Annotated in this window: 20 protein-coding genes and 1 pseudogene; 9 read left to right on the forward strand and 12 right to left on the reverse strand. The window is 70.5% G+C overall.

The window, feature by feature from the left end; translation table 11 throughout:
• Positions 1-50: 50 nt before the first annotated feature.
• The 5 genes and pseudogenes from ACRQ4B_RS10720 to ACRQ4B_RS10740 form a co-directional block, all read right to left on the reverse strand.
• The gene (locus ACRQ4B_RS10720; protein WP_439691434.1) at positions 51-494 is read right to left on the reverse strand and encodes a hypothetical protein; all 444 of its coding nucleotides are present in this window, start codon (positions 492-494) and stop codon (positions 51-53) included.
• Positions 491-4357, reverse strand: coding sequence for a hypothetical protein (locus tag ACRQ4B_RS10725; protein WP_439691435.1), 3867 nt, complete (start codon positions 4355-4357; stop codon positions 491-493). Before ACRQ4B_RS10725 ends, ACRQ4B_RS10720 begins: the two co-directional genes overlap by 4 nt.
• Before the next feature lie 421 nt (positions 4358-4778).
• Positions 4779-5813, reverse strand: a pseudogene (locus ACRQ4B_RS10730) (DUF6531 domain-containing protein); the annotation flags it as partial.
• 138 nt (positions 5814-5951) lie between these two features.
• Positions 5952-6407, reverse strand: a complete 456-nt coding sequence (locus tag ACRQ4B_RS10735; RefSeq protein ID WP_439691436.1) for a SufE family protein — start codon at positions 6405-6407, stop codon at positions 5952-5954.
• Positions 6404-7309, reverse strand: coding sequence for a sulfurtransferase (locus tag ACRQ4B_RS10740; protein WP_439691437.1), 906 nt, complete (start codon positions 7307-7309; stop codon positions 6404-6406). Before ACRQ4B_RS10740 ends, ACRQ4B_RS10735 begins: the two co-directional genes overlap by 4 nt.
• 196 nt (positions 7310-7505) lie before the next feature.
• Here ACRQ4B_RS10740 and zapE point away from each other — a divergent pair, with 196 nt between their 5' ends.
• From zapE to ACRQ4B_RS10755, 3 genes are all read left to right on the forward strand, one after another.
• A complete protein-coding gene (gene zapE / locus ACRQ4B_RS10745; protein ID WP_439694378.1) occupies positions 7506-8465 on the forward strand; it encodes a cell division protein ZapE in 960 nt (319 codons plus the stop codon).
• Positions 8466-8737: 272 nt separating this feature from the next.
• Positions 8738-10012: an ammonium transporter gene (locus ACRQ4B_RS10750; protein ID WP_439691438.1), complete on the forward strand. Its 1275-nt coding sequence runs from the start codon at positions 8738-8740 to the stop codon at positions 10010-10012.
• A 226-nt stretch (positions 10013-10238) separates the two neighbouring features.
• Complete coding sequence (locus ACRQ4B_RS10755) at positions 10239-10895, forward strand: tyrosine-protein phosphatase (RefSeq protein WP_439691439.1); 657 nt, start codon at positions 10239-10241, stop codon at positions 10893-10895.
• Between the two features lie 120 nt (positions 10896-11015).
• On the opposite strand, the gene ACRQ4B_RS10760 is transcribed toward ACRQ4B_RS10755, so the two are convergent.
• Positions 11016-11987, reverse strand: a complete 972-nt coding sequence (locus tag ACRQ4B_RS10760) for an aldo/keto reductase (protein ID WP_439691440.1) — start codon at positions 11985-11987, stop codon at positions 11016-11018.
• Between the two features lie 142 nt (positions 11988-12129).
• Here ACRQ4B_RS10760 and ACRQ4B_RS10765 point away from each other — a divergent pair, with 142 nt between their 5' ends.
• Positions 12130-13098, forward strand: a complete 969-nt coding sequence (locus ACRQ4B_RS10765) for a beta-ketoacyl-ACP synthase 3 (RefSeq protein WP_439691441.1) — start codon at positions 12130-12132, stop codon at positions 13096-13098.
• 62 nt (positions 13099-13160) lie between these two features.
• Here ACRQ4B_RS10765 and ACRQ4B_RS10770 read toward each other — a convergent pair whose 3' ends face one another.
• The 6 genes from ACRQ4B_RS10770 to ACRQ4B_RS10795 form a co-directional block, all read right to left on the reverse strand.
• Positions 13161-14060: a hypothetical protein gene (locus tag ACRQ4B_RS10770; protein WP_439691442.1), complete on the reverse strand. Its 900-nt coding sequence runs from the start codon at positions 14058-14060 to the stop codon at positions 13161-13163.
• Positions 14061-14120: 60 nt separating this feature from the next.
• Positions 14121-15041 (reverse strand): type IV toxin-antitoxin system AbiEi family antitoxin domain-containing protein, encoded by a 921-nt coding sequence (locus ACRQ4B_RS10775; protein ID WP_439691443.1) that lies wholly within the window; start codon positions 15039-15041, stop codon positions 14121-14123.
• Between the two features lie 257 nt (positions 15042-15298).
• Positions 15299-15667 carry a flagellar assembly protein FliW gene (gene fliW / locus ACRQ4B_RS10780; protein ID WP_439691444.1) on the reverse strand — a complete coding sequence of 123 codons (369 nt, stop codon included), beginning with the start codon at positions 15665-15667 and terminating at the stop codon, positions 15299-15301.
• Positions 15664-16545 carry a flagellar hook-associated protein FlgL gene (flgL, locus tag ACRQ4B_RS10785; protein WP_439691445.1) on the reverse strand — a complete coding sequence of 294 codons (882 nt, stop codon included), beginning with the start codon at positions 16543-16545 and terminating at the stop codon, positions 15664-15666. Before flgL ends, fliW begins: the two co-directional genes overlap by 4 nt.
• Positions 16546-16547: 2 nt before the next feature.
• Positions 16548-17969 (reverse strand): flagellar hook-associated protein FlgK, encoded by a 1422-nt coding sequence (gene flgK / locus ACRQ4B_RS10790; protein WP_439691446.1) that lies wholly within the window; start codon positions 17967-17969, stop codon positions 16548-16550.
• A 4-nt stretch (positions 17970-17973) separates the two neighbouring features.
• Complete coding sequence (locus tag ACRQ4B_RS10795) at positions 17974-18459, reverse strand: flagellar protein FlgN (protein ID WP_439691447.1); 486 nt, start codon at positions 18457-18459, stop codon at positions 17974-17976.
• A 420-nt stretch (positions 18460-18879) separates the two neighbouring features.
• Here ACRQ4B_RS10795 and ACRQ4B_RS10800 point away from each other — a divergent pair, with 420 nt between their 5' ends.
• From ACRQ4B_RS10800 to ACRQ4B_RS10820, 5 genes are all read left to right on the forward strand, one after another.
• Positions 18880-19695 carry a sigma-70 family RNA polymerase sigma factor gene (locus ACRQ4B_RS10800; RefSeq protein WP_439691448.1) on the forward strand — a complete coding sequence of 272 codons (816 nt, stop codon included), beginning with the start codon at positions 18880-18882 and terminating at the stop codon, positions 19693-19695.
• A gap of 131 nt (positions 19696-19826) precedes the next feature.
• Positions 19827-20672, forward strand: coding sequence for a flagellin N-terminal helical domain-containing protein (locus ACRQ4B_RS10805; protein ID WP_439691449.1), 846 nt, complete (start codon positions 19827-19829; stop codon positions 20670-20672).
• A 102-nt stretch (positions 20673-20774) separates the two neighbouring features.
• Complete coding sequence (gene fliD, locus ACRQ4B_RS10810; protein WP_439691450.1) at positions 20775-22163, forward strand: flagellar filament capping protein FliD; 1389 nt, start codon at positions 20775-20777, stop codon at positions 22161-22163.
• 11 nt (positions 22164-22174) lie between these two features.
• Positions 22175-22651 (forward strand): flagellar export chaperone FliS, encoded by a 477-nt coding sequence (gene fliS / locus ACRQ4B_RS10815; protein WP_439691451.1) that lies wholly within the window; start codon positions 22175-22177, stop codon positions 22649-22651.
• Positions 22641-22910: a hypothetical protein gene (locus tag ACRQ4B_RS10820; protein WP_439691452.1), complete on the forward strand. Its 270-nt coding sequence runs from the start codon at positions 22641-22643 to the stop codon at positions 22908-22910. Before fliS ends, ACRQ4B_RS10820 begins: the two co-directional genes overlap by 11 nt.
• The last annotated feature ends 312 nt before the right edge of the window (positions 22911-23222 follow it).

Below are 23222 nucleotides of genomic sequence, written 5' to 3' on the forward strand. Positions count from 1 at the left end.
TTTGTCAGTAGCTCATCGCTGGGTGATGAGTAACGGGAAGACCTTCGCGATCAGGATTCTGACCCACGTGTGGCCAATTCTACCTGAGGAGATCCGGTCCCTAGGAGGTTTATCAATTCGCTCGGTACTGAGATGATCTGTTCATCGATGATCACCGTCGCGATGGAGCTGTCGAAGAAATCGATGCGAACGATCGGTCTGACCACATCCACGGAATTTGCCATGGGGTGACCCAGGAACTCCCCATCGATCATTTGGTCACATGACCGAACTATCTTCAGCATCTCGCCATGTGAAACCCAAAGACCCCTCCCGTCGCTCTGAGTGACCTTATTCTCAAGCTGAAGGACATCCAATCCGGACTCCGGGATCGCCGTCATCCACAAGTCAGTTATCAACCATTGTAACGCTCGCAGATTGAGCGCATCAAAGACCTTTTGGAAGGTTATCATCCCAGCCGGTGCGGAATTGATTGAACGTTGGTACAGGATCATTGGAACTCCGGTACAGGCTCAGGGCCACCCCGCCGTGCGGTTCCGCCGGTCGGATTCGGTATTGCCCTGTGCTGGTGAGGGTTGGTGTGCGATTCGGGGCGATTGTGGTCCGTGAAGTCGATGGTCCGAACCACCTCACCATCATCGGCGAATTCTCTCGCTTGCGGGTAGGGGCCTTTGCTGCCCCTGCGGTACCCAAGCTGGGTGTGAGGAAATGCGGAATCAGGTAGGTCGTTGCCTGTGCTATCCCGCGGGAGGGGTCGCCGTGGGAAGCATCGGCCGTCGGGAACCGCCTTGACCTGAGGTGTTTCGTCTCCAAGCTTTTTCACCGCAGTGGGCAGATGGACCTTCGACAGTGTGCCACCGGATGCCGCAGACGTCACTGCACCTTCGGACGCACTCGCGAGCAGACCGGCAGGGGTGATCGGCCGCCCGCTGACCGCGTAGTTCGCAGCATTCTCGATCGCGCCCTCGGCTGCGTTCCCGAGCAGGTGCTTCCCGATCAGGGCACCGGCACCACCCCCGACGGCACCGAACGCCGCGCTCACAGCGACCTGCCCCCAGTTCACTTCGCCGGTCGTGGCCTTTCGGATGATGGTGTCGGCCCCAGCGCTGATGAGCACCATCCCGAGCGGTCCACCGACGCCGGTGGCGAGCAGGACACCGCCCGCGATGACCATCGCCCCGCCGGCCACGTACTCCCAGTTGTTCGCGAACCAGTCCCCGGTGGCGGCCGCGGCGCGGGTGAGGGGGCCCTGCTCGGCTGCCGCGTAGGCCTCCAGCTCGGCGTCGGTGATCGGCGCGAGGCCGAGCGGGTCGATGGCGTGCAGTGGATCGTTGCCGGCGAACGAGTACGGGTTGCCGGCCCAGGCTGCCCCAGCGGGCGCGGTGACCGGGTCGACGGACAGGAAGCCGCGCGACGACGAGTCGTAGGCACGGGCGCCCATCCACTCGAGGCTGGCGACCTGCAGCAAACCGTCGGAGCCGAGCGCGATGCCGCCAGGCAGAGCCGGGCCATCGAGGCTGGTGAGCGTCCGCCACGGATCGGCGTCGTCGGCTGCTCTCGTGCTGCGTCGACCGCTGGTGGTCCACTCGTCGTCCACCCCGGTGAGACCACCAGGCGCGCGGAATACCGGTGTGTCGCCGACAGCGAGGAGGGTCGGCGCGAACGCGGCGGTGTCCCAGTCGATCGCGACGCCGTCGACATCGGCGAGTTCCCCGAGTGCGTCGACGTGCAGGTCGATCGTGGTGCTGCCGGCCGCTGCAGTCTCCGTCACCCCGGTGAGGCGGCCCTGCGGGGTCCAGTCGTACGTGGTCGTCATCCCGGCTCGGACCGCCCGCACCCGTCGGCCAGCGCTGTCGTGGTCGTACGCCGCCTCGGGCGCTCCGTTCGCAGCGTCGACTCGGGTGAGCTGCCCCGCAGCGTCGTACACGAAGCGTCGGGCGGAGGAGCCCGAGCGTTCCTCGACCAGGCGTCCGGCATCGTCGTAGGCCCAGTCGATCCGTCGCCCGTCGTGCACGGCCGCGACGAGTTGCGCGGCGGCGTCATGCTCGTACGTCGTGCCTCCGCCGTGTCCGTCGACGCCGGTGATCCGGCCTTCCACGTCACGTGCGATCGTGCTGACCTGCGTGCCGTCAGCGTCGATGCGTGCGTGCCGGACGACGTGTCCGTTCGCGTAGTCCCAGGTCTGCAGCTGGTCGCCAACTCGGGCCTGCAGGAGCCGCCCTGCCGCGTCGTGCTCGTACCGGGCCTCGCCGAAGGCCGAGTGCTCGACGCGGACGACTCGTCCCGTGGCGTCGCGCTCGTACCGGATCGTCGCGCCGTCCGGCGCCTGGACCGAGGTGCGGAGCCCGTCGGCATCGTGGGTCCACCGCGTTTCGCGCGCGCCGGTGGTGCGTCGGACGAGTTGGCCCAGCCGGCCGAACTCGAGGACGTGGGTGGCGGGGGAGTCCGGACGGGTCCCGTCGGTGATCGTCACCGTGCGGGCACGCGCATCGCGGTCGATGTGGCCGATCAACCGGTCGTCGGAGTACTGCGCGGATTCGCGACCGGCTGCGTCGTACTCCCATCGCAGCACGGTGCCGTCCGGGTCGGTCTGGGTGAGCTGTCGTCCGGCGGCGTCGTAGGTCGCCGTCGTCGTGCGCCCGAGCTGATCCGTGGACGAGGCCACCTTGTCGAGCTGCGTGTACGTCCGGACGGTCACGCCGCCCAGAGGATCGACGGTGCGGACGAGTCGTCCACGCTGGTCGTACTCGTAGCGGGTCGTGCCGCCGAGCCCGTTCACGGCCGCGACGAGCTGCCCGGCGGCGTCGTAGCGGAAGGTCCGTTGACCGAACCGGGTGTCCCGCGCCGAGACCACGCGACCGACCCGGTCGTACCGGTACTGCGCAGTGCCCACCCCGGGCACGTCGGCATGGACCACCCGACCCCGACGGTCGTACACGGTCCGGGCGACCTCGCCGGTCGGCAGGGTGCGCGCGACGATCCGTGAGTCCGCGTCGTAGGTCAGCGTGGTGCGTGCGCCGGCGGGGTCGATCGCGCTGACCGGGCGTCCGCAGGCGTCGTACTCGTACCGAGTGGTGCGGCCTGCTGGGGTGGTGACGGCGACGACGCGTCCGGCCAGGTCACGGTCGATGCGGGTGAGGCCGCCGTCCGCGTCGACGAGCTCGATCGGTCGGCCGCAGGCGTCGTACGTCGTGAGCTCGGCGGACGCGTCCACGTGCTCGAGCCGTGTCGGACGCCCGAACTCGTCGGTGGTCACGGTCACCGCGTCGAAGGCGTCGCGGACCGTGTCGACCCCGTCCGCGCGCGAGCGGCGCACCTCGGTACGGACACCGGTCGGGTCGACCGTGGCACCGAGGGCTCCGACCGCGTCGTACTCCCGTCTCCAGGTGCCACCGGCCGGGTCGACGACGGCTTCGAGCCGGGAGAGCGCATCGTGGACGAACGCCCACTCGGCACCGTCGGGCAGGGTCATCCTCGACACGTTGCCGATCGCGTCGAAGTCCTTCGTGACGACGCGACCGACGGGATCCGTGGTCGACACGACCTCGCCGTGTGGACCGTGGGTGACTTCCGTGCGGGCACTCGTCGGGTCGATCGTCGCCGTCACCCGACCGCCGTTCCCGTGCTCGAACCGCCACAGCCCACCGTCCGGCTCCTCGCGCGCGATGAGCAGCCCGGCGGCGTCGTAGCGGTACCGAGTCCGGTTGCCGAGCGGCGTGACGGCCTCGACGATGCGGCCTCCGGCATCGCGGACGAACCGTGCGGTGTCCCCGACGGCGTTCTCGACGCCGACGAGCTCCCCGGACGCGTCGTGGCGGAACGTGACGACGACGCCGGTCGGATCGATGGCGCGGACGAGCAGGCCGTCCCGCCACTCCAGCACGGTTCGACCGCCGACGGGATCGGTGATGAGGGCGGGGTTCCGGTCGTCGCCCGTGTACACGTACGCGACGATCCCGCCGTTCTCGGTGACCACCGTGGTCAGGCGATCCTGCTCGTCGTACCCGAACGTCAGATCGGCGCCCTCCGGCGTCACGGTCCGGACCCGACGCCCGCGGTCGTCGTACCCGTGGACGGTCACCTGACCATCGCGATCGGTCACCGAGACGAGGTTGCCGTGCGGGTCGTAGGACATCGCCTGCCGCTGCCCATGGGCGTCGATGATGCCGACGACCCGGCCCTTCCGGTCGGCGATCCAGGTGTTGTCGTGGGCACCGTCGACGTCGGACACCGACGTGACCCGACCCGGCAGGTACGAGAACCGAATCCTCCGTCCGAAGGGTGTGCGCTGCTCCACGACTCGGCCGCGCTCGTCGTAGGTGTTCTTGCACTCCACGACCCCCGTCGCAGCGGTCACCTGATCGATCAACCCGTCGTCGTTCCAGCGGTACCGTCGACTGCCGACGGCGTCGGTTGCTCGAGTCGTAGTGGTACTCGACGCGGCGCCCGTCCGACGCCGTCACCGATGCCACCCGGTCGCCGCTGTACTGGACGTCGACGAAGCGACCGAACACGTGGGTGAGTCGGGTGATCCGGTCCCGATCGTCGCGGCGGACAGTCACCGCGGTCCCTGGTCCGCGGCTGCTGCTCAACCACAGCCCGGACGGGCTGAACGCCCACCGACCTCCCGCGTTGTCCTGGATGACGAGCGAGTCGCGCTCGGCTCGGAGCCACATGTCCTCGCCGATGGCACGGCCCCACCCATCGCGTTCACGCGGGAAGTCGAGCTGCCGACCGTCGTCCAGCACGACCGACGCGGCGTCGTCGCTGAGCTCGAGACGCATGTCGAGGATCGAGGACCACCCGAGGCCGAACACCCCGACGCGACTGTCGAGCGAGTTGTACATCCGCGTGAGCCGGAGCGACGATGCCTGCCCGGCGAACGACAGGTCGGTCTCGGGCTCGAGGAAATTGCCGGTCGCGGTGTTGACCGGGTCGTCCGCGAACCCGTTCGTCGGGGGCGTCCCCAGCGCCGAGAACGGCCCGATGGTGAAGTCCTCTCGGCTGACGTCGATCCCCGCAGTGGCCAGCGCCGCCGCGATCGCCGCGTCCGAGAGGGTCGCGGGGCCGGCCCCGCCACCGGCGGCCTCGAACTGCGCGGCGACGGTGCCCGCCCAGTCGGCGTCGTGCCCGTTGGCGGTGAGCCAGTCCCTGGCGGCGGTCAGGAGTGATTGGGCATCCAGCCTGCCCCAGCACGGGTTGCACTCGGCCTCGTAGTCGGCCAGGGCGTTCCGGAACGTGGAGACCGCACCCGACAAGTCGGAGTCGAGCGTCCGCGTGTTCGCCTCGAAGGAACGGAGGTCTGCAGGGACGGCGGACGAGGTCCCGCCTCTGGGCCCACCGCCTGCAGGGAACTCGCGTCCGTTCACGTTCACCGGCTCGGCTTGGAGCTGCGGTTCTGGTTCCGGCTCCGGCGGCTTGGGATCGTCCTCCCAGCCGAACCACGTGGAGATCTCGTGCCCCGCGGCCGCGAAGAAATTCTGCTCGCGCTCACGCTTGTCGGCAGTCCACTGCTTCGCCCTCTTGCGGCGGTCGTCCTCCTGCTCGGCGGCGTCGCGGAGCTCCTGCACGAAGACCGAGAGGCTCTGCAGCGACTCGACGAGTTTCGTGGCGCTGCGTGCACCGATGTCCGCGTTGTCCGCGAAGACCTCGGCGAAGTAGCCCCGGAACTGCGTGGTCGCGGTCGTCACCAAGGACGCACGGGTCCCGGTCTGGTCGCCGAGCGACGACGCGAGTGCCGTCGCTGCGGACTTCAGCGCATCAGCTGCGCTGTACGAATAGCCAGTCGGATCATTGCCGTGGATCTTCGCCATCGTCGATTTGCCCCCATCAGTATCGACGACAACACTGGCATGTGATGTTCTGCAATGCCAAACAGTGAAGTGCGTTCATCGTGACGGGAGGCGCGGTGCCAGCTGGCACCGCGCCTCCCGTCCGTCGTTCGGTGGCGTCTACGCGACCGCGGCCTGCACCTGCCGCTGCACCCGGCCGAGCATCCCCACCATCCCGCGGATCCGCAGCGGGCTGACCGCCTCGCTCAGCCCGATCGTCAGCGGGTAGTCCGCCGGGACGGCGAGCACCTGCTCGACGGTCAAGCCGGAGAGCCCCTGCGCCAGGATCGACGCGAAGCCCCGGGTGGTCGGTGCCTCCCGCGGCGCCGTGGCGTGCATCCGGACGATCCCGGGAGCGTCGCCGTCCTCGCCCACGGTGACCGTGATGAAGACGGGGGACTGGCACTCCTCGACGCGTTCGAGTTCGTCCTCGTGCCCCTGCAGGCGCTCGGGGAGGGCCGGGAGCTCGTTCGAGAACTCGAGCAGGAGCTGCAGGCGGTCCTGCTGGGACAGTTCGAGGAAGTCGTCGCGGATCTCGGCGAGGGCGGTGGGGAGGGCGTCGGTGCGGTCGGTCATCGGTTCGGGATCGTACCCGGCTCCGCGCCCTGCACGATCGGGACGCGGACGGCGCTGCCCCACTCGGTCCACGAGCCGTCGTAGTTGCGGACGCTCTCGTAGCCGAGCAGGTGCTGCAGGACGAACCAGGTGTGGCTCGACCGCTCGCCGATGCGGCAGTAGGCGATGACCTCGTCGGCGTCACCGATGCCGGCGCCGTCGCGGTAGACGGCGTCGAGCTCCTCGCGGGTCTTGAACGTCCCGTCGGCAGCGGCCGCGGTCGCCCAGGGGATGTTGACGGCGGTGGGGACGTGTCCGCCGCGGAGCGCGCCCTCCTCCGGGTAGTCGGGTGCTGTGGTGCGCTCACCGGAGTACTCCGGGGCGCTGCGGACGTCGATCAGGGGCTTGCCGAGGTGGGCGAGGACGTCGTCCTTGTACGCACGGATCTCGGTGTCGACGCGGTCGACGACGGGGTACTCGGTAGGCGTCACCTCGGGACGGTCGGTGGTGAGCGCGCGGTCCTCGGCGATCCACTTGGCGCGGCCGCCGTCGAGCAGGCGCACGTCCTCGTGCCCGAAGAGGGAGAAGACCCAGAGGGCGTACGCGGCCCACCAGTTGTTCTTGTCGCCGTAGATCACCACGGTGGTCTCGCGGCCGATGCCCTTGCTGCCGAGGAGCTCGGCGAACGCCTCGCCGTCGATGTAGTCGCGCTGCACCGGGTCGTTGAGGTCGGTGTGCCAGTCGATCTTGACGGCACCGGGGATGTGTCCCGTCTCGTAGAGCAAGACGTCCTCGTCGGACTCGACGACGACCAGGTCGGGGGTCCGGGCGTCGAGCTGTTCCTGCAGCCACTCGGTGGAGACGAGCCGTTCCGGGTGCGCGTAGGCGGTGAACTTCTCGGACGGGTCGACCGGTGCGGTCATCGGGGTACCTCCTGGGTGCTGGCGACGGATCGTCGAGACGGCACCGGACTAGGATCGGTCGTCGGTGCCTGCTGGCAACGGTACGCGGACGTACCGTCCGCCTCCTGCAACGTGACACCGCACGACATGCTTCCCGGAAGGCCACTCCTTGCCCGAACACCTCGTCGACCGCGACCCGCAGGTGACCCCGCAGCAGATGGCTGCGGCACTCGTCCCGCCGCCCCAGTTCACGGACGCGTCGTTCGAGTCGTACCGGCCGGACGCCGACTACCCGTCGCAGGCTGCCGTCCGGGACGCCGTGGCGGCCTTCGTCACGTCGGGCGGCGGGGGAGCGGCGCCGCGTCGCGGGCTGTTCGGGCGCCGGAAGCCCGCCACGGACCCGACCGCCAAGTCCGGCGTCTACCTCGACGGCGGCTTCGGCGTCGGCAAGACCCACCTGCTCGCCGCGGCGTACCACGCCGCGACCGGGCGCAAGACGTTCGGGACCTTCATCGAGTACACGGCGCTCGTCGGTGCGCTGGGGTTCCAGGGCACCGTCGACCTGCTGCGCGGCACGGCCCTCGTCTGCATCGACGAGTTCGAGCTCGACGACCCGGGCGACACGATGGTGATGACGCGCCTCATCAAGGAGCTCACCGAGACCGGCACCCGGTTCGCGGCGACGTCGAACACCCCGCCGGGCGCCCTCGGTGAGGGCCGGTTCGCCGCGCAGGACTTCCTGCGCGAGATCCAGGCGATGTCCGACCGGTTCGAGACGATGCGCATCGACGGGCTCGACTACCGCCGCCGCGCGGTCGACGAGTCCGCCGGAGTCGTCGCCGACGTCGAGGCGGAGCTGCCCGCCGGCACCGTCACGCTCGACGACTTCCGGGCCGTGGTCGGACACCTCGCGTCCGTGCACCCGTCGAAGTACGTCGCCATGGTCGAGGACCTCGACGCGGTCGGCCTCACCGACGTCCAGGCGTTCACCGACCAGACCGATGCCCTGCGCTGGGTCGCGCTCGTCGACCGGCTGTACGACGCCCAGGTCCGCATCGTCGCCTCGGGCACCCCGCTCGACCAGGTCTACCCCGACACGATGTTGAACGGCGGCTACCGCAAGAAGTACCTGCGCGCCGCGAGCCGCGTGGTCGCGCTGACCCGCGCAGCGGACTGAGCCATCCGCCGGGCCCGTGACGGCGCACCCGGGCCGCTCCACGCCTCCAGGCAGTGATGCGCGACGAGTGTCGGACACCGTCCGGACGGACTGCGGATCCTCGTGGCCCCCGTCCAGGGGACTGCCCGGATGACGAAACACGACGTTTACACAGCGCGCCGTCGCGTTACACCCGCGAAACACTTCGTGCCTCCTCGTGAAACGTCGCCTCGCCAGACTCGGTGACACCCGACGCGGTCCACGAGCCGCTGGTGCAATCGAGAGGTGAACAGATGCTTGATCAGGGCAACACGACATTCGTGTTGGTCATGGCGGCGCTGGTGTTGTTCATGACACCCGGCCTGGCCTTCTTCTACGGCGGTCTGGTGAAGGCCAAGTCCGTCATCAGCATGATGATGATGTCCTTCGGGGCGATCGCCCTGGTGAGCGTCCTCTGGGTGCTCTACGGCTACGCGATCGCCTTCGCCAACCACGGTTCCGGCACGGCGGTCTCCGGCATCGTCGGCTTCTTCAGCATCGACTGGAACCAGATCGGCCTCGGCCAGGCGTTCGAGGAGGCCAAGGCCTCGACGATCAACGCCGCGTACCCCTCGATGGCGTTCGTCGGCTTCCAGGCCACCTTCGCGATCATCACCGTCGCGCTCATCTCCGGTGCGATCGCCGACCGTGCCAAGTTCGGCGCGTGGATGGTCTTCGCCGGCGTCTGGGTCACGGTCGTCTACTTCCCGGTCGCCTCGTGGGTGTTCAACCTCACCTCCGGCTGGGCCGCCACCTGGGGCGTCATCGACTTCGCCGGTGGCACCGCGGTGCACATCAACGCCGGTGCGGCGGGTCTCGCCCTGGCGATCGTCCTCGGCAAGCGCGTCGGCTTCGCCAAGGGTGCGCACAAGCCGCACAACCCGCCCTTCGTCCTCCTCGGTGCCGCGATCCTCTGGTTCGGCTGGTTCGGCTTCAACGCCGGGTCCGAGGGTGCTGCTGACGGCATCGCCTCGATCGCCTGGGTGAACACGCTCGCCGCCCCGGCCGCCGCCATCCTCGGCTGGCTGCTCGTCGAGAAGCTCAAGGACGGCAAGGCCACCTCGATCGGTGCCGCATCGGGTGCCGTCACCGGTCTCGTCGCGATCACCCCGGCCTGCGCCGCGCTCACCCCGGGCTGGGGCATCCTGCTCGGCTTCATCGCCGGCATCATCTGCTGCTTCGCGATCGACTGGAAGTACCGCCTCGGCTTCGACGACTCGCTCGACGTCGTCGGCGTCCACCTGGTCGGCGGCATCGTCGGCACGCTCTACCTGGGCTTCTTCGCCAACGACACCGGCCTGATCTACTCGGGTTCGTTCGCCCAGCTCGGCAAGCAGGCCGCGGCAGCCGGTGCGGTCGGCGCCTACTCCTTCATCCTGGCGTTCATCATCGGCACGATCATCGAGAAGACGATGGGCTTCCGCGTCAAGACCGAGGACGAGGTCGCCGGCATCGACACCGCCGTGCACGGCGAAGAGGGCTACGTCCTCTACGAGGAGGCCGACCGCACCCCGGTCGACGTCCGCTAGCACCAGCTCCACCAGTCCGACGGGCCCCGCGCACACAGCAGGCGCGGGGCCCGTCGTCGTTCGCGGGCGGGCGGGCGGGCTGGTTGGTTGGGGAGCGCGCCTGGGTGGTGTTGCGGACTCGGAACGACACTTCCGATGTCGTACGACGTCGGAAGTGTCGTTCCGAGTCGGACGCGACGCCGCCGGTTCGATCCCCGCCGGGCTCGTGTCCGGCAGAGTGGACACCATGACGACGACGTCGAGCGCCCTGACCAACCTCCGCCCCGTCGGTGGTGCCGCCCTGCAGGCCGACCGCCCCCGCACCGTGTACCGCGCGAACACCGAGCCCGTCGGCCCCGGTGCGTACCCGGCCGGTCTGGCAGCGGTGATCGACCTCCGGCGCACCGACGAGACCGACGCCGTGCCGCACCCCCTCGCATCGACCGCGGCGTACCGCTCCGTGCCGCTGTTCGATCCGTCGTCCGAGGTCGAGTCGGCCGCGGACGCCGTCGCGCTCGAGGACCAGTACATCGACTGGCTCGACCGGCACCGCAGCGGGATCGCCGACGCACTGCGGGCCGTCGCGGCGACGGACGGCGACGTCCTCGTGTGCTGCTCGGCCGGCAAGGACCGCACCGGGATCGTCAGCGCCCTGCTCGCCCGGCACTGGGGCGACGGCATCGACGCGATCGGCGCCGACTACGCCGCGAGTGCAGCCGGGCTCGTCGACCGCTTCGCACGCGAGCGCGCCGCGAGCAACGACCCCGAGGGCACCGCTGCCGCGCAGCGGTGCGTCCCCGAGATCATGACGACCGTGATCGAACACGTCGAGCACCGCTGGGGGAGCGTCGACGAGTACCTGCGGGCCATCGGCCTTCGGGACGCGGAGATCGCGGCGCTCTGATCGCGACGCAGCTCCCGCTCTCGACGTGACCACGGACGGGAGGCGCGGTGCGGGGTCCGACCCGCACCGCGCCTCCAGTCAGATGGTCGCGTCAGCGACCCACTGGCCGCGTCACCGACGTCACCAGGCGTAGTCCTCCGGCGAGGTCTTGTGCCCCGGGAAGATCTCGTCGAGCCGGTCCAGCGCACGCTGGTCGAGGCGGATGTCCACGGCGCGGACCGCGGACTCCCACTGCTCCATGGTGCGCGGGCCGGTGATCGGCGCGGTGACGCCGGGCTGGTGCAGCAGCCAGGCGAGGGCGAGCTCGCCCGGGGTGTGGCCGAGCTCCTTGGCGAAGGACTCGTAGGCGGTGAGCTGGTCGCGGTGTCCCTCGACGTACTCGGCGCTGCGACCGGACAGTCGGCGCGAGCCGTTCTCGGTCTTCTCGATGACGCCGCCGAGCAGGCCGCCCTGCAGCGGCGACCACGGGATGACGCCGAGGCCGTACTCGCGGGCGGCCGGGAGGACCTCGCGCTCGACGTCGCGGACCACGAGGTTGTAGATCGACTGCTCGCTGACGAGGCCGAGGGTGTTCCGGCGCGCAGCGGCCTCCTGCGCCTGAGCGATGTGCCAGCCGGCGAAGTTCGACGAGCCGACGTAGAGCACCTTGCCCTGCTGCACGGCGACGTCGATGGCCTGCCAGATCTCGTCCCACGGCGTCGCGCGGTCGACGTGGTGGAACTGGTAGAGGTCGATGTGGTCCGTCTGGAGGCGCTGGAGGCTCGCGTCGAGGGCCTGGCGGATGTTGTACGCGCTGAGCTTCCCGCCGTTCGGCCAGTCGATCATGTCGCCGTAGACCTTCGTCGCGAGGACGGTCTTCTCGCGCCGCCCGCCGCCCGTGGCGAACCAGCGGCCGATGATCTCCTCGGTGGCGCCCTTGCCCACCGAGCCGCCGTAGCCGTTGGCCGTGTCGAAGAAGTTCACGCCGAGCTCGTGCGCCCGGTCCATGATCGCGTGCGAGTCGTCCTCGCTGGTCTCCGGTCCGAAGTTCATCGTGCCGAGCACTGCTCGCGAGACCGACAGCCCTGTCCGTCCGAGGTGTGTGTAGTCCATGCGTCCCGGTCTACGCGATCGAGTGGGGGTGTGACAGGCCCTGCGAGTACCGGCTTCGGACCCCGGAGCGGGGCTCCTCGGGTCGCCGTCGCATGCCGCGGCGCGCATGAGCCCGTCGGGCGGGGGAGTAGCGTGCCGTTTCGTGAACACCCCAGCACTCCGTGGCAGCCGGATCCTCGGGTTCGGCCACCACCAGCCCTCGCGCACCCTGACCAACGACGAACTCTCGACCATGGTCGACACGAACGACGAGTGGATCCGCACCCGGACCGGGATCGAGACCCGGCACATCGCGGGCCCCGACGACACCGTGACGTCGATGGCGATCGAGGCGGCCCGCAACGCCATCGCGGACGCCGGGGTCTCGCCGGCCGACGTCGGGCTGGTCATCGTCGCGTCCACCACCCACCGCGACCGCGCGCCGTACACCGCCGGGCGGGTCGCGGCGGCCCTCGGACTCTCGTCGTCCGCCGCCCCGATCGACATCAACACCGCGTGCAGTGGCTTCGAGTACGGGGTCGCGCTGGCCGACCAGGCGATCCGCGTCGGGTCGACCGACGTCGCCGTCGTCATCGGCTCGGAGATCCTCTCCGGGATCGTCGACTGGTCGGACCGGTCCACCTGCGTGCTCGTGGGCGACGGGGCCGGCGCTGCCGTGCTCGGCGTCTCCGACGAGGCGCAGATCGGCCCGGTGTCCTGGGGGAGCGTGCCGCACCTGCAGGAGGCCGTCCTCGTCTCCGGGGACCCCGAGCGCTTCACCCAGGAGGGACGCTCGATCTACCGCTGGGCCATCACCGAGGCCGCCGACCACGCCCGCGCCGCGGTCGCCGCTGCCGGGCTCACGCTGGACGACATCGGGGTGTTCGCGTTCCACCAGGCGAACCTGCGGATCATCGAACCGCTCGTGAGCGCACTGGGAGGCGAGTCGAAGTTCGTCGTGCGGGACGTCGTCGAGTCCGGGAACACCTCGGCCGCGAGCGTTCCCCTCGGGCTGTCGAAGGCATGGGCCCGAGGTGACCTGCCCGAGGGCGTGCCCGCCCTGCTGTTCGGGTTCGGCGGTGGGTTCGCGCACGCCGGCCAGGTGGTGACGACGCCCGTGCGGGCGCGGTGAGCCCGGTCTGACGGCCAGCGGACTGGAGGCGCGGTACCGGTCGGCGATGCGCCTCCGGTCCGTCAGACCGTCTTGTCGGTGTGGTCGGGCGTGTCCGCCCAGAGGTCCTCGCGACCCCTGCGCCGCTTCGGGGCCTTGAGCTGCTTGGGGGCCTTCTCCTGCTTGGGGGCCTTGGGTCGCTTCTGATCCGTGGACTCGAGCACGATCGGGAACTGTGCCGGCGGGAGGCCGAAGCCGGTCCGTGACGCCTGGATCACCTTGCGACCGAGCGCGTGGTTGCCCAGTCCACCGACCGCCGCACCGATGCCGAACGGGAGCGCCCGGCCGACGATCGTCGTGCCCTGACGTGCCGCGAACCGCTTGACGAACTGGTCGCGGACCTGGCCGCCGATGCCGTTCACGACCTGCTTCGGCAGCGAGGACGTCACCATCTCGCCCCAGAACGCGGTACGGACCTGGCCGCCGGCGATCTGGCCGGCGAGCTGGTTGATGAGCTGCGTACCCGGCGTGCCGAGGATCATCGCCATCACGAGCATCCGAGCGCGCTCCGGGTCGTCGAGGGCGATGCCGTGCACCTCGGTCACGGACTGGGCGAAGAGCGCCGTCGTCTCGAGGAACCCGACCGTCTCGGCGCCGCTCAGCCCGAGGGCCGCCGCCATGCCGACGCCGGGGATCACCGCGCTCGCCCCGACGGCTGCACCACCCGTCGTCACGGCTGCGAGGTACTGCCGTTCGAGGATCTGGATGATCTCCGCCGGGGTCGCCTCGGGGTGCCGACGCCGGAGCGCACGGACGTGTGCGACCACGACCGGACGCTGGACGCTCAGCACGCGGTCGAGCATCTTCACCCATCCTGCGGGCTGCTGCTGCTCGGCGGTACGGGCGTTCGGGTCGGTGGGGTTCGAGGCCACAGGCGCTGCCGGCAAGGGCACGATCGCCTGGTCCTTCTGCTCTCGGGCCATGGGGAGGACGGTACGCCGTCCGGTTGGGAGGACCGTCGAGCCGGCCGCGGTGGTGCGCGCTCATCGGCAGGGGATCCCGGCGCGACGGAGCCGGACACGGAGGCGTTCCGGATCCATCAGGTCGGCCCAGGTCACCCGGACGACCGTCCGGACCTCGGGGAACGACCGGACGAAGTCCTCGCGCAGCTTCTCCTGCCAGTGCGCGTCGGCCGTCGTCCGTCCGTCGAGCATCGCGGTGTCCTCGTACTTCGCCCGCCCGTCGACCTCGACCACGACACCCTGCTCGGGGAACCAGAAGTCGACCACGGCGGTGCGCTCACCGGGCCGGGCGAACACGTGCTGCTGCACCGCTTCGGGCACGCCGAGCTGCCGGAACCGCACCCGGCAGACCGACTCCGCCGGAGACCCCGACGCAGCCGACCCCATCCCGATCGCGGCCGCAGCACGCACGTGGCCCTTGGCGAGTCGTTCCACTTCTTCCGTGAGCTGCGCCAAGGTCGCCCGACCTTCGCGGAGGACGTGGTCGACGACCGGCAGCGAATGGAGGAGCAACCGCGACGATGCGACGTCGACCGCTGTCCGGGCGGGTGTGGTGACCCGGAAGCCCTCGACTCCGACGTCGCCCTCGGGCAGCCGGCTCGCCGATCCGTGGCGCACGAACCAGGCCGTGACCCGAGTGGCGCCGGTGGTGGGGTCGATCACGTGCACCTTCGACGGCCACGGTCCGACGAACGGAAGCCCCAGCACGGCGCAGGCCGACTCGTGCGACACCAGGTCGAGCGCGCGCAAGCGTGTTGCGGAAGCAAGGACCAAGATGCGGTGTCGTTCTTCGGGCCACAACCCGTCGAGCGCTCCGGCCTGGACCAGCACGCCGGGCCGGATGCGTTCGAGCACGCCCCGTCGAACCGCGCGTTCGAGCGCCCGGCGTTCCGCGCCCGGGAGCCCTGCGGTCCGGATGAGTCGTACGTCCGCTTTGCCCATGACTCCACGATGCGCGAGCGGCGCGATGGGGGCAGCCGCGGCGACCGATCGGTGGACAACCCGCTGCGTCGAGCAACTTGTGGAGGAACAAGCGGGCGTCTGCGTGTGCATCGTTCGACACCGCACCAGTCGATCGACCGGTGCCATGTCGGTCGATACACGTGCACAAGCTGCGCGTGCATCTATCGACATCGTGCGTGTCGAACGACGGGCGGAATGTCGAAAAACGCGTGCGGCGGAGCGCGCCCGCGCCCGCGTCAGCGCCGGGCGAGCTCCGCGCGCAGGGGCTGGTCCTGGTCCTCCAGGATGAGCTGGGCGCCGGCGGACGTGCGGGCGTTCACCACGATCGGTGCGAGCAGGTTCACGGTCGTGCCGGACTCGCCGGGGTTCGCGACGACGAGCAGCATCGCGTCGGCGGGGTCGGTCAGCTCGAGGCCGACCGCCTGCTCGTCCGTGAGCTCGGGCGCGTACGACGGCAGGTGCACCGCGGCGTCGAGCACGAACAGCCGGGCGTCGTCGCCGACGAGGGTGAACAGGCCCTCGGCGCCGTCCACCGGGGTCAGCGTGAAGACCGGTGCGGGGGAGAGCCCGAACGGCGGGACGGCGAAGGTCAGGTCGATGCTCATCGGAGGTAGTCCATCAGGGTCGGCTGCAGGACCTTCGCGGTGACGGCGAGGGCTGCCTGGTAGTTGGTCTGCTGCACCTGCAGGTCGAGGACGGCCTTCGCGAGGTCCTTGTCCTCGATGCCGGCGCGTCGGTTCTCCAGCGAGACGGTGGCGCTCTTCAGGGAGTCCTGGGCGGTGAGGGCCGCCGCGTGCCGGACGCCCACGTCGGACTGAGCGCTGCGCACGGTGCTGATCGCGGCGTCGACGTCGTTGATCCGGGGGTTCACGTTCACGCCGTTCTGCAGGTCGCCGACGATCGAGTCGATCATCGCGAACACGGACGAGCCGCCGGACCCGAAGACCGTGGTGCCCGGGGTGTCGACCCGGACGGTGGTCCCGTCGCCGATGCGTCGGGTGACGTCGGGGCCGGTCGGCGTCCAGCCGCTCGTCGGGTCGTACGCGCCCGGCGTCGTCGAGGACCCGGCGAACACCGAGCGGGTGCCGTACGTCGTGTTGGCCTTCGTCTCGAGCAGGGACTTGAGGGACTGGAACTGCGTGATGAACGCGTCGCGGTCGGTGTCGCTCATGGTGCCGGAGTTCGCCGCCTGCACGGTCAGGTCCCGGACGTTGTTCAACACCGAGTAGACGCTGGACAGCGTGCTGTCGGTCGTCGCGAGCCAGCCGACGGCGTCGTCCGCGTTCCGCGTGTACTGCGCGGCGGCGGCCTGCTCCTTGCGGACCTGCATGGACGATGCGGTGCCGACGGGGTCGTCCGACGGCCGCTGGATGTTCTTGAGCGTGGTCGCCTGCTCGGTCAGCTGCGCGACCTTCGCGGCGCCGGCCTGCAGGCGCGCCGACGCGGCCGCCATCGACATCTGGGTGGTCACCCGGGTGATCACGATCAGCCCCTCCCGACGAGTCCGACGCGGTTGATGATGGTGTCGAGCATCTCGTCGACGGCGGTCAGGACGCGTGCGGCGCCCTGGTACGCGTGCTGGTAGCTCAGCAGGTTCACGTTCTCCTCGTCGAGGTCGACACCGGCGCTCGACTGCTGCTGGGCGCGTGCGTTGGTCAGGGCGAGTCCGGTGAGCGTCGATTCCGACGTGGCGGTCCGGGAGGCGGTGCCCACCCCCGTCACGAAGGTCGCCCAGGCGCGGTCCGCGCCGTCGGACGCCGTGCCGAGTCGCGAGAGCGCGTCGGTGAAGGAGTCGTCGATCTGCCCCGCCGCGTTCCGCGTCGCCAGGCCGCTGCCGTCGGTCGGGACCACGCTGAGCCCCTGCGCCGCCGGCACGCCGGACGCGAGGGCGAAGAACGGTGCGCCGGTGCTGCCGGAGGGCGTGGTGCCGGTGGCGTGCACGGCGTTCACCGCGGTCGCGAGCTTCGTCGCCACGAGGTCGTACGACGCCGAGGCCTCGGCGAGGGCCCCGCCGGTGCCGTCGGCCGTCGCCGGGGCGAGCAGCGAGAGGTTGCCGCCGATCGAGCCGCCGGAGAGCGACACGGCGCCGGCGGTGCCGGTCGTCCAGGTGAGGGTGACCGCAGCGCCGTCGGCCAGTCGGGTGCCCCCGCCGAGGGCGACGGATCGAGCGTCGGTGCCCTGCACGATCGCGTTCCCGCCGATCAGGACGTCGACCGTGCCGTCGGCGTTGGAGCGGACCGTGCCGCCGGCGAGCGAGGCGATCTGCTGGGTCAGCTGGTCGCGCTGGTCCATGAGTTCGTTGGCGGATCCGCCGGAGGCCAGCGCCGTGCGGATGCGGCCGTTGAGGTCGGCGACCTGCGAGGCTGCGCCGTTCAACTGCTGGACCTGACCGGCGACGGTGCCACGGGTGCTCGACCACTGCGCGTCGACTGCCTTCGAGCCGCTGGCCAGGGTCGAGGCGAGGGTCTTCGCGGCGCCGATCACCGCGCTGGCCGCACCGGGGTCGTCGGGGTGCGAGGAGAGCTCGCTCCACGAGGACCAGAACGCGTCGAGCTTCGTCGCGAGGCCGTCGTCGCCCGGTTCGTTCAACCCGGTCTCGAGCGCGGAGAGCGCGGTGGCGCGGGCGTCGGCGTACGCGGAGGAACCGGAGGCGACACGCACGCCGGCGTCGAGCGTCAGGGAGGCGAGGCGGGCGATGCCGTCGACGGAGACACCCTGACCGGCGAGGGCGGCCGTGCCCCGCATGAAGCCGGTCTGCGCCGCGGGGATCGAGGACTGGGTGACGCGCTGTCGCGTGTACCCGGTCGTGCCGGCGTTCGCGATGTTCTGTCCGGTGACGTCGATGCCGGCGCGGGCGGCCGCGAGCCCGGAGTACGCGGTGGCGAGGGAGCCGAAGGTGCTGACCACGGTGTTACAGCGTCCCCTCGAAGAGCCGCGCGCCGTCGGCCCGGGAGTCCGGAGCGCCGGCGGCGTCGTACGTGGCCGTACCGGTCACGGCGCCGGCGAGCGTCTCCTCGGTCGCCTGGGCGGCGGTGCGGAGGAATCGGTCGTTCTCGTCACGGAGTGCGCCGATCTGGGTCGTGAGCTCGACCATCGCGGTGAGGTGCGCGGTGAGGATCTCCCCCCACGGACCGCTCGGGGCCGCTGCCACCACGTCGCGCAGGGGAGCGTCGGCGGGGACACCCCACTCCTCGGCGACCTCAGCGCTCGACGCAGCACGCTCGAGGCCGGTGCTGCGGAGCCGTTCGAGGACCTGCTCGACCTCGCGGCTGGCGTGCGACACCCAGCGGGATCGGCCCGCGGCCAGGAGCAGCTGCTCCTCCTCGAGCTTGAAGGTGAGCAGCTCGAGCAGTTCGCGTTCGCGCCAGAGCACGGCGGACAGGTCGTTCACGCTCATCAGCTCCTCCCGTTGGGTGTGAGTCGGTCATCCTGCGGACACCGGGACCTATCGGCCCGTGGTCGGGAGCCGTAAGCGACCCGTGGCCGAGCGCGTGCTGCGGACACGAGCCGCGCCTCCAGGACCGCACCCTCTCGGGGGACAAGAACGACCGTTCCCGACCCGGGGTCCCCCAAAATGACGACCGCGAAAACCCGCCCACACCCCCGCACTGGGGACGATTGAGGGCCTGTACAGGGCTTTGCCAGCCGATACATTCGAAGCGCACCGCGGGGGACGACCCGCACCGCGTCGCAGGGGCGCGGACGTGCACCACCCGGAGGGACCCGGGTGGTTCTTCGGCGTACACACCGGCCATCCGAGGCCGGTGTCCGCCGCGCCCACGGACGGGTCACCACGTCGGACGACCAGGGGATCAACATGGACCGGAACGCACGCAACGCGATGATCGTGGAGCACCTCCCGCTCGTGGGCTACATCGTCGCCGACGTCCGTGCCCGAGCCACCCACCTCGACCGCGACGACCTCGCCGCCGTCGGTTCGCTCGCGCTCGTGGCCGCAGCCGACGCCTTCGACCCCGACCTCGGCGTCCCCTTCGGTGCCTACGCCCGAACCCGGATCACCGGGGCGATCGCCGACGACATGCGCTCCGCCGACTGGGCGTCCCGGGGGACCCGGAAGCGCATCCGGGAGACCCTCGCCACCCAGGAGGCCCTGTCCGCGAAGCTCGGCCGGAGCGTCGGCGTGCAGGAGATCGCCGACGCGATGGGTGTGGACCGCCAGACGGCCGTCGACGCGATGAGCGACGCCGGACGCACCGTCAGCCCGATCGACGAGACCGTGCACGACACCCTCGCTGCCGACCTGCCCCTGCCCGGCGAGGACCTGCTCGAGGCCGAGAAGCGCCGCTACCTGCGCGCCGCCGTCGCCGCGCTGCCGGACCGGATGCGCCACGTCGTCGAGAACGTCTACTTCGGCGACCGCTCGGTGACCGAGGTCGCTGCGGAACTCGGCATCACGCACTCGGCCGTCTCGCAGCAGCGCTCCGAGGCGATGCGGCTGCTCCGCGACGGCCTCGCCGCGCACTACGGCGACGACGGAGTCGTCGCCGAGCCGGCCTCGCGCACCACCGCCGCGCGCCGGAGCGCCTACCTGGCGCGGGTCGCCGCGAACGCCGCAGCCGGCGTCGCGCGGGCCGTGCACGACGCCGCCACCCCCGCGGTGGCGGCCAGCTGAGACGTCGACGGGGCGATCGCACCAGAAAACCTCGTCGATTCCCTAACGGCTCCGGCCAACCGGTCGAGAGTCACCCGTGTCAGCCCACGGACGGGCAGACGCAAGACCCACATTTCACGGAGGAAACCACCATGGGTATGTCCATCAACACCAACCTCTCGGCACTCAACACGTACCGGAACCTCAACTCGACGCAGAACGACCTGTCGAAGTCCCTCGAGAAGCTCTCGTCGGGTCTCCGCATCAACCGTGCTGCCGACGACGCGGCCGGTCTGTCGATCTCCGAGGGGCTGAAGTCCCAGGTCGGTGGCCTCACGGTCGCCGCCCGCAACGCCCAGGACGGCATCTCGGTCGTGCAGACGGCGGAAGGCGGTCTCACCGAGACGCACGCCATCCTCCAGCGCGTCCGTGACCTCGCCGTCCAGGCCGGCAACGACTCGAACAACACGGACTCGCGCACCGCGATCCAGACCGAGGTCACGCAGCTCAGCGAGGAACTCGGCCGCATCGCGAAGTCGACCAACTTCAACGGCATCAACCTGCTCGACGGCACTGCCGGCAGCGCGGGCGACGGCAAGCTGAACTTCCAGGTCGGCGCGAACGGGGACACGGCCAGCCAGATCACCGTGGACCTGTCGGGTGCGAACGTGTCGACGGTCTCGACCGCTGTCGCGGCCCTGAAGTTCGACACCGCGGCCGACGCCCAGGCGTCGATCACGGCGATCGACGCACAGATCAAGGACGTGTCGACGGCTCGTTCGAACATCGGTGCGATCCAGAACCGCTTCGACCACGCCATCAACGTGACGAACGTGGCCAAGGAGAACCTCACCGCTGCCGGTTCGCGCATCACCGACGTCGACATGGCGGAGGAGATGGTCAAGTACACGCGCGACAACATCCTCAGCCAGGCCGGCACGTCGATGCTCGCGCAGGCGAACCAGAGCACGCAGGGCGTCCTCTCGCTCCTGCGCTAGCACGCCTGACGCCGCCGTCCGGGATCGTTCAGGGTCCCCGGGCGGCGGCGTCATCCGCACCCGACCACCACCTCCGACGGCAGGGAGCCATCGATGTCGTCCGTGTCATCGGCCAGCAGCCTCGCGATCGACGGGCTCGTCAGCGGCCTGAAGACGACCGACCTCATCAACTCGCTGATGAGCGTCGAGGGCGTCCCGCAGACGCTCCTCAAGAACAAGCTGACCAGCACCAACTCGTTCATCTCGTCACTGCAGACGATCAACGGGCTGGTGCAGACCCTCGCGACGAAGGCCAAGGACGCGTCCGCCGCCACGTCGCTCGACCTCTTCACCGCAACGAGCTCGTCGCCGAGTGTCACCGCGGTCACCGGGGCGAACGCCGCCGCCGGGTCACTCACCTTCACGGTCGGGTCGACGGCGGCCGCACAGGTCGGCGTGACCGCGGCGATGACCACGTGGTCGTCGGCCGCCGAGCCGCTCACCCTCGTCGCTGCCGACGGGACGACGACCACCGTCACGCCCTCGTCCGGCAGCCTCGACGACGCCGTCTCCGCGATCAACAAGTCGGGCGCGGGCGTCACCGCCGCGAAGGTCGCCGCTGGCACCGACACCGACGGCACGAAGCTCTACCGACTCCAGTTGACGTCCACGAAGACCGGCGCGGCCGGAGCCTTCTCGGTGTACCGCGGGTCCGCCGACGAGGTCACGGCCGGCACCGCGACGAACGTCCTCACCGCGGTCGGCGCCGCCGTCGTCACGCAGGCGAAGGACGCCAGCGTGACGCTCTGGGCCGGCACCGCCGCCGAACAGACGGTCACCAGCGCCACGAACACCTTCACCGACCTCGTCCCCGGGCTGAGCGTGACGGTCGCCAAGGCGTCGACGGACCCCGTCACGCTCACGGTCGCGCAGGACGCGACGAAGGCCCAGGCGGTGGCGTCCGGCCTCGTCGACGCGATGAACGCGATCGCGACCTACTACGGCTCGAACACCGCCGTCACGAGCACCACGAGCCCGACGACCGGCACCACGTCCACCACCGCGGGCGTCCTGCAGGGCGACAGCACCACGCGTGACGTCGTGCAGCGCCTCTCGTCGACGATGTCCGCACCCGTGAACGGCAAGTCCCCGTCGTCGATCGGCATCGTGATCACGAAGGACGGCGACTTCACCTTCGACGCGGACGTCTTCCAGAAGGCCCTCGCGACGGACCCCGAGGGCACGCAGGCGATGCTCTCCGGCGTGGCCACGGCCGTCGGCGCCGTCGCCACCGCGGCGTCGGACAAGTACGACGGCTCGATCACCACGAGCATCACGGGGCAGCAGGCCGTTGCGAAGGACCTCAACACGCAGATCGACAGCTGGACCGACCGGCTGACCGCCCGTCGGGCCTCGCTGCAGACGCTGTACTCCTCGCTCGAGACCAGCCTCAGCAAACTCCAGTCCCAGTCCAGTTGGCTCGCCAGCCAGCTGGCGTCCACGTCGAGCTGACGGGAAGCACGATGACCGCCTTCGACCTCCAGTCCGCCGCCTTCCGGCAGGCCGCGCAGCCCCGCTCCGTCACCGACCAGCGCCGGGCCCAGTACACGAACGAGGCCGTGCTCTCCGCGACGCCGGCGCAGCTCGTGACGATGCTGTACGACCGGCTGCTGCTCGACCTGCACCGCGCCGAGGCCGCCCAGACGTCCGCCGACTGGGACGCCGCCCGCGAGCAGCTCCTGCACGCCCAGGCCATCGTCGGCGAACTGTCGTCGACGCTGAAGATCGACGCGTGGGACGGCGGCGAGGGACTGCTCGCGATCTACAACTACGCGTCCACCTCGCTTATCACCGCCAACGTGCACCGGGACGTCCAGGCGACGCGGGACTGCATCCGCATCCTCGAACCGTTGCGGCAGTCCTGGCACGAGGCCGCCGCCTCCCTGCCGGCCGCGTCGGTGGGCCAGCACCCCACGGGCGGAGCCCTCGGTGTCGCGTGACGCGTGGGAGACGGTGCTCGACACCCTGGAACTGGACCTGACCCGCGCGACGGGCACCGGGTGGTCGGCGCCGACCGGGCTGGGACCGGTGCCGCGCGACCTGGTGGGGCGTGCCTCCCGGCTGCTCGCCGCGCAGCGGGACCGCATCGCGGCCCTGGAGGCCGAGCGCCGCGCGACGACCGAGCACCTCGGGGCGCTGCGGGCGGTGGACGCGACGCGGGAGCCGCGCGGGTCCGTGTACCTCGACGCCTCGGCCTGACGCCTGGGGTCGGTTCGGGCGGGGCGGGTCGGGGCCGGTCGGGGCCGACCCCGAACGACAGATCCGATGTCGTACGACGTCGGTGTCGTCGCCACCCCGCGGGCGCAACTGTCCGCGGTCGCAACCAGCGACACAACCGATGTCGTACGACGTCGGTGTTGTCGCAACGAGTCCGCACGTTCCGCCCGCCCGCCCGCGCGCCGGCCCCCGCACCCCCGCCCCCCGTTCGGGGCGACGCCTAACGCGCCCCACGGCCCGGCCGACAGCGCCACCTGAGCACGGATCGCTCACCAGTTCGGCCACGGATCGGCC

It is taken from the genome of Curtobacterium sp. SP.BCo (assembly GCF_051903265.1).
Lineage (GTDB): Bacteria > Actinomycetota > Actinomycetes > Actinomycetales > Microbacteriaceae > Curtobacterium.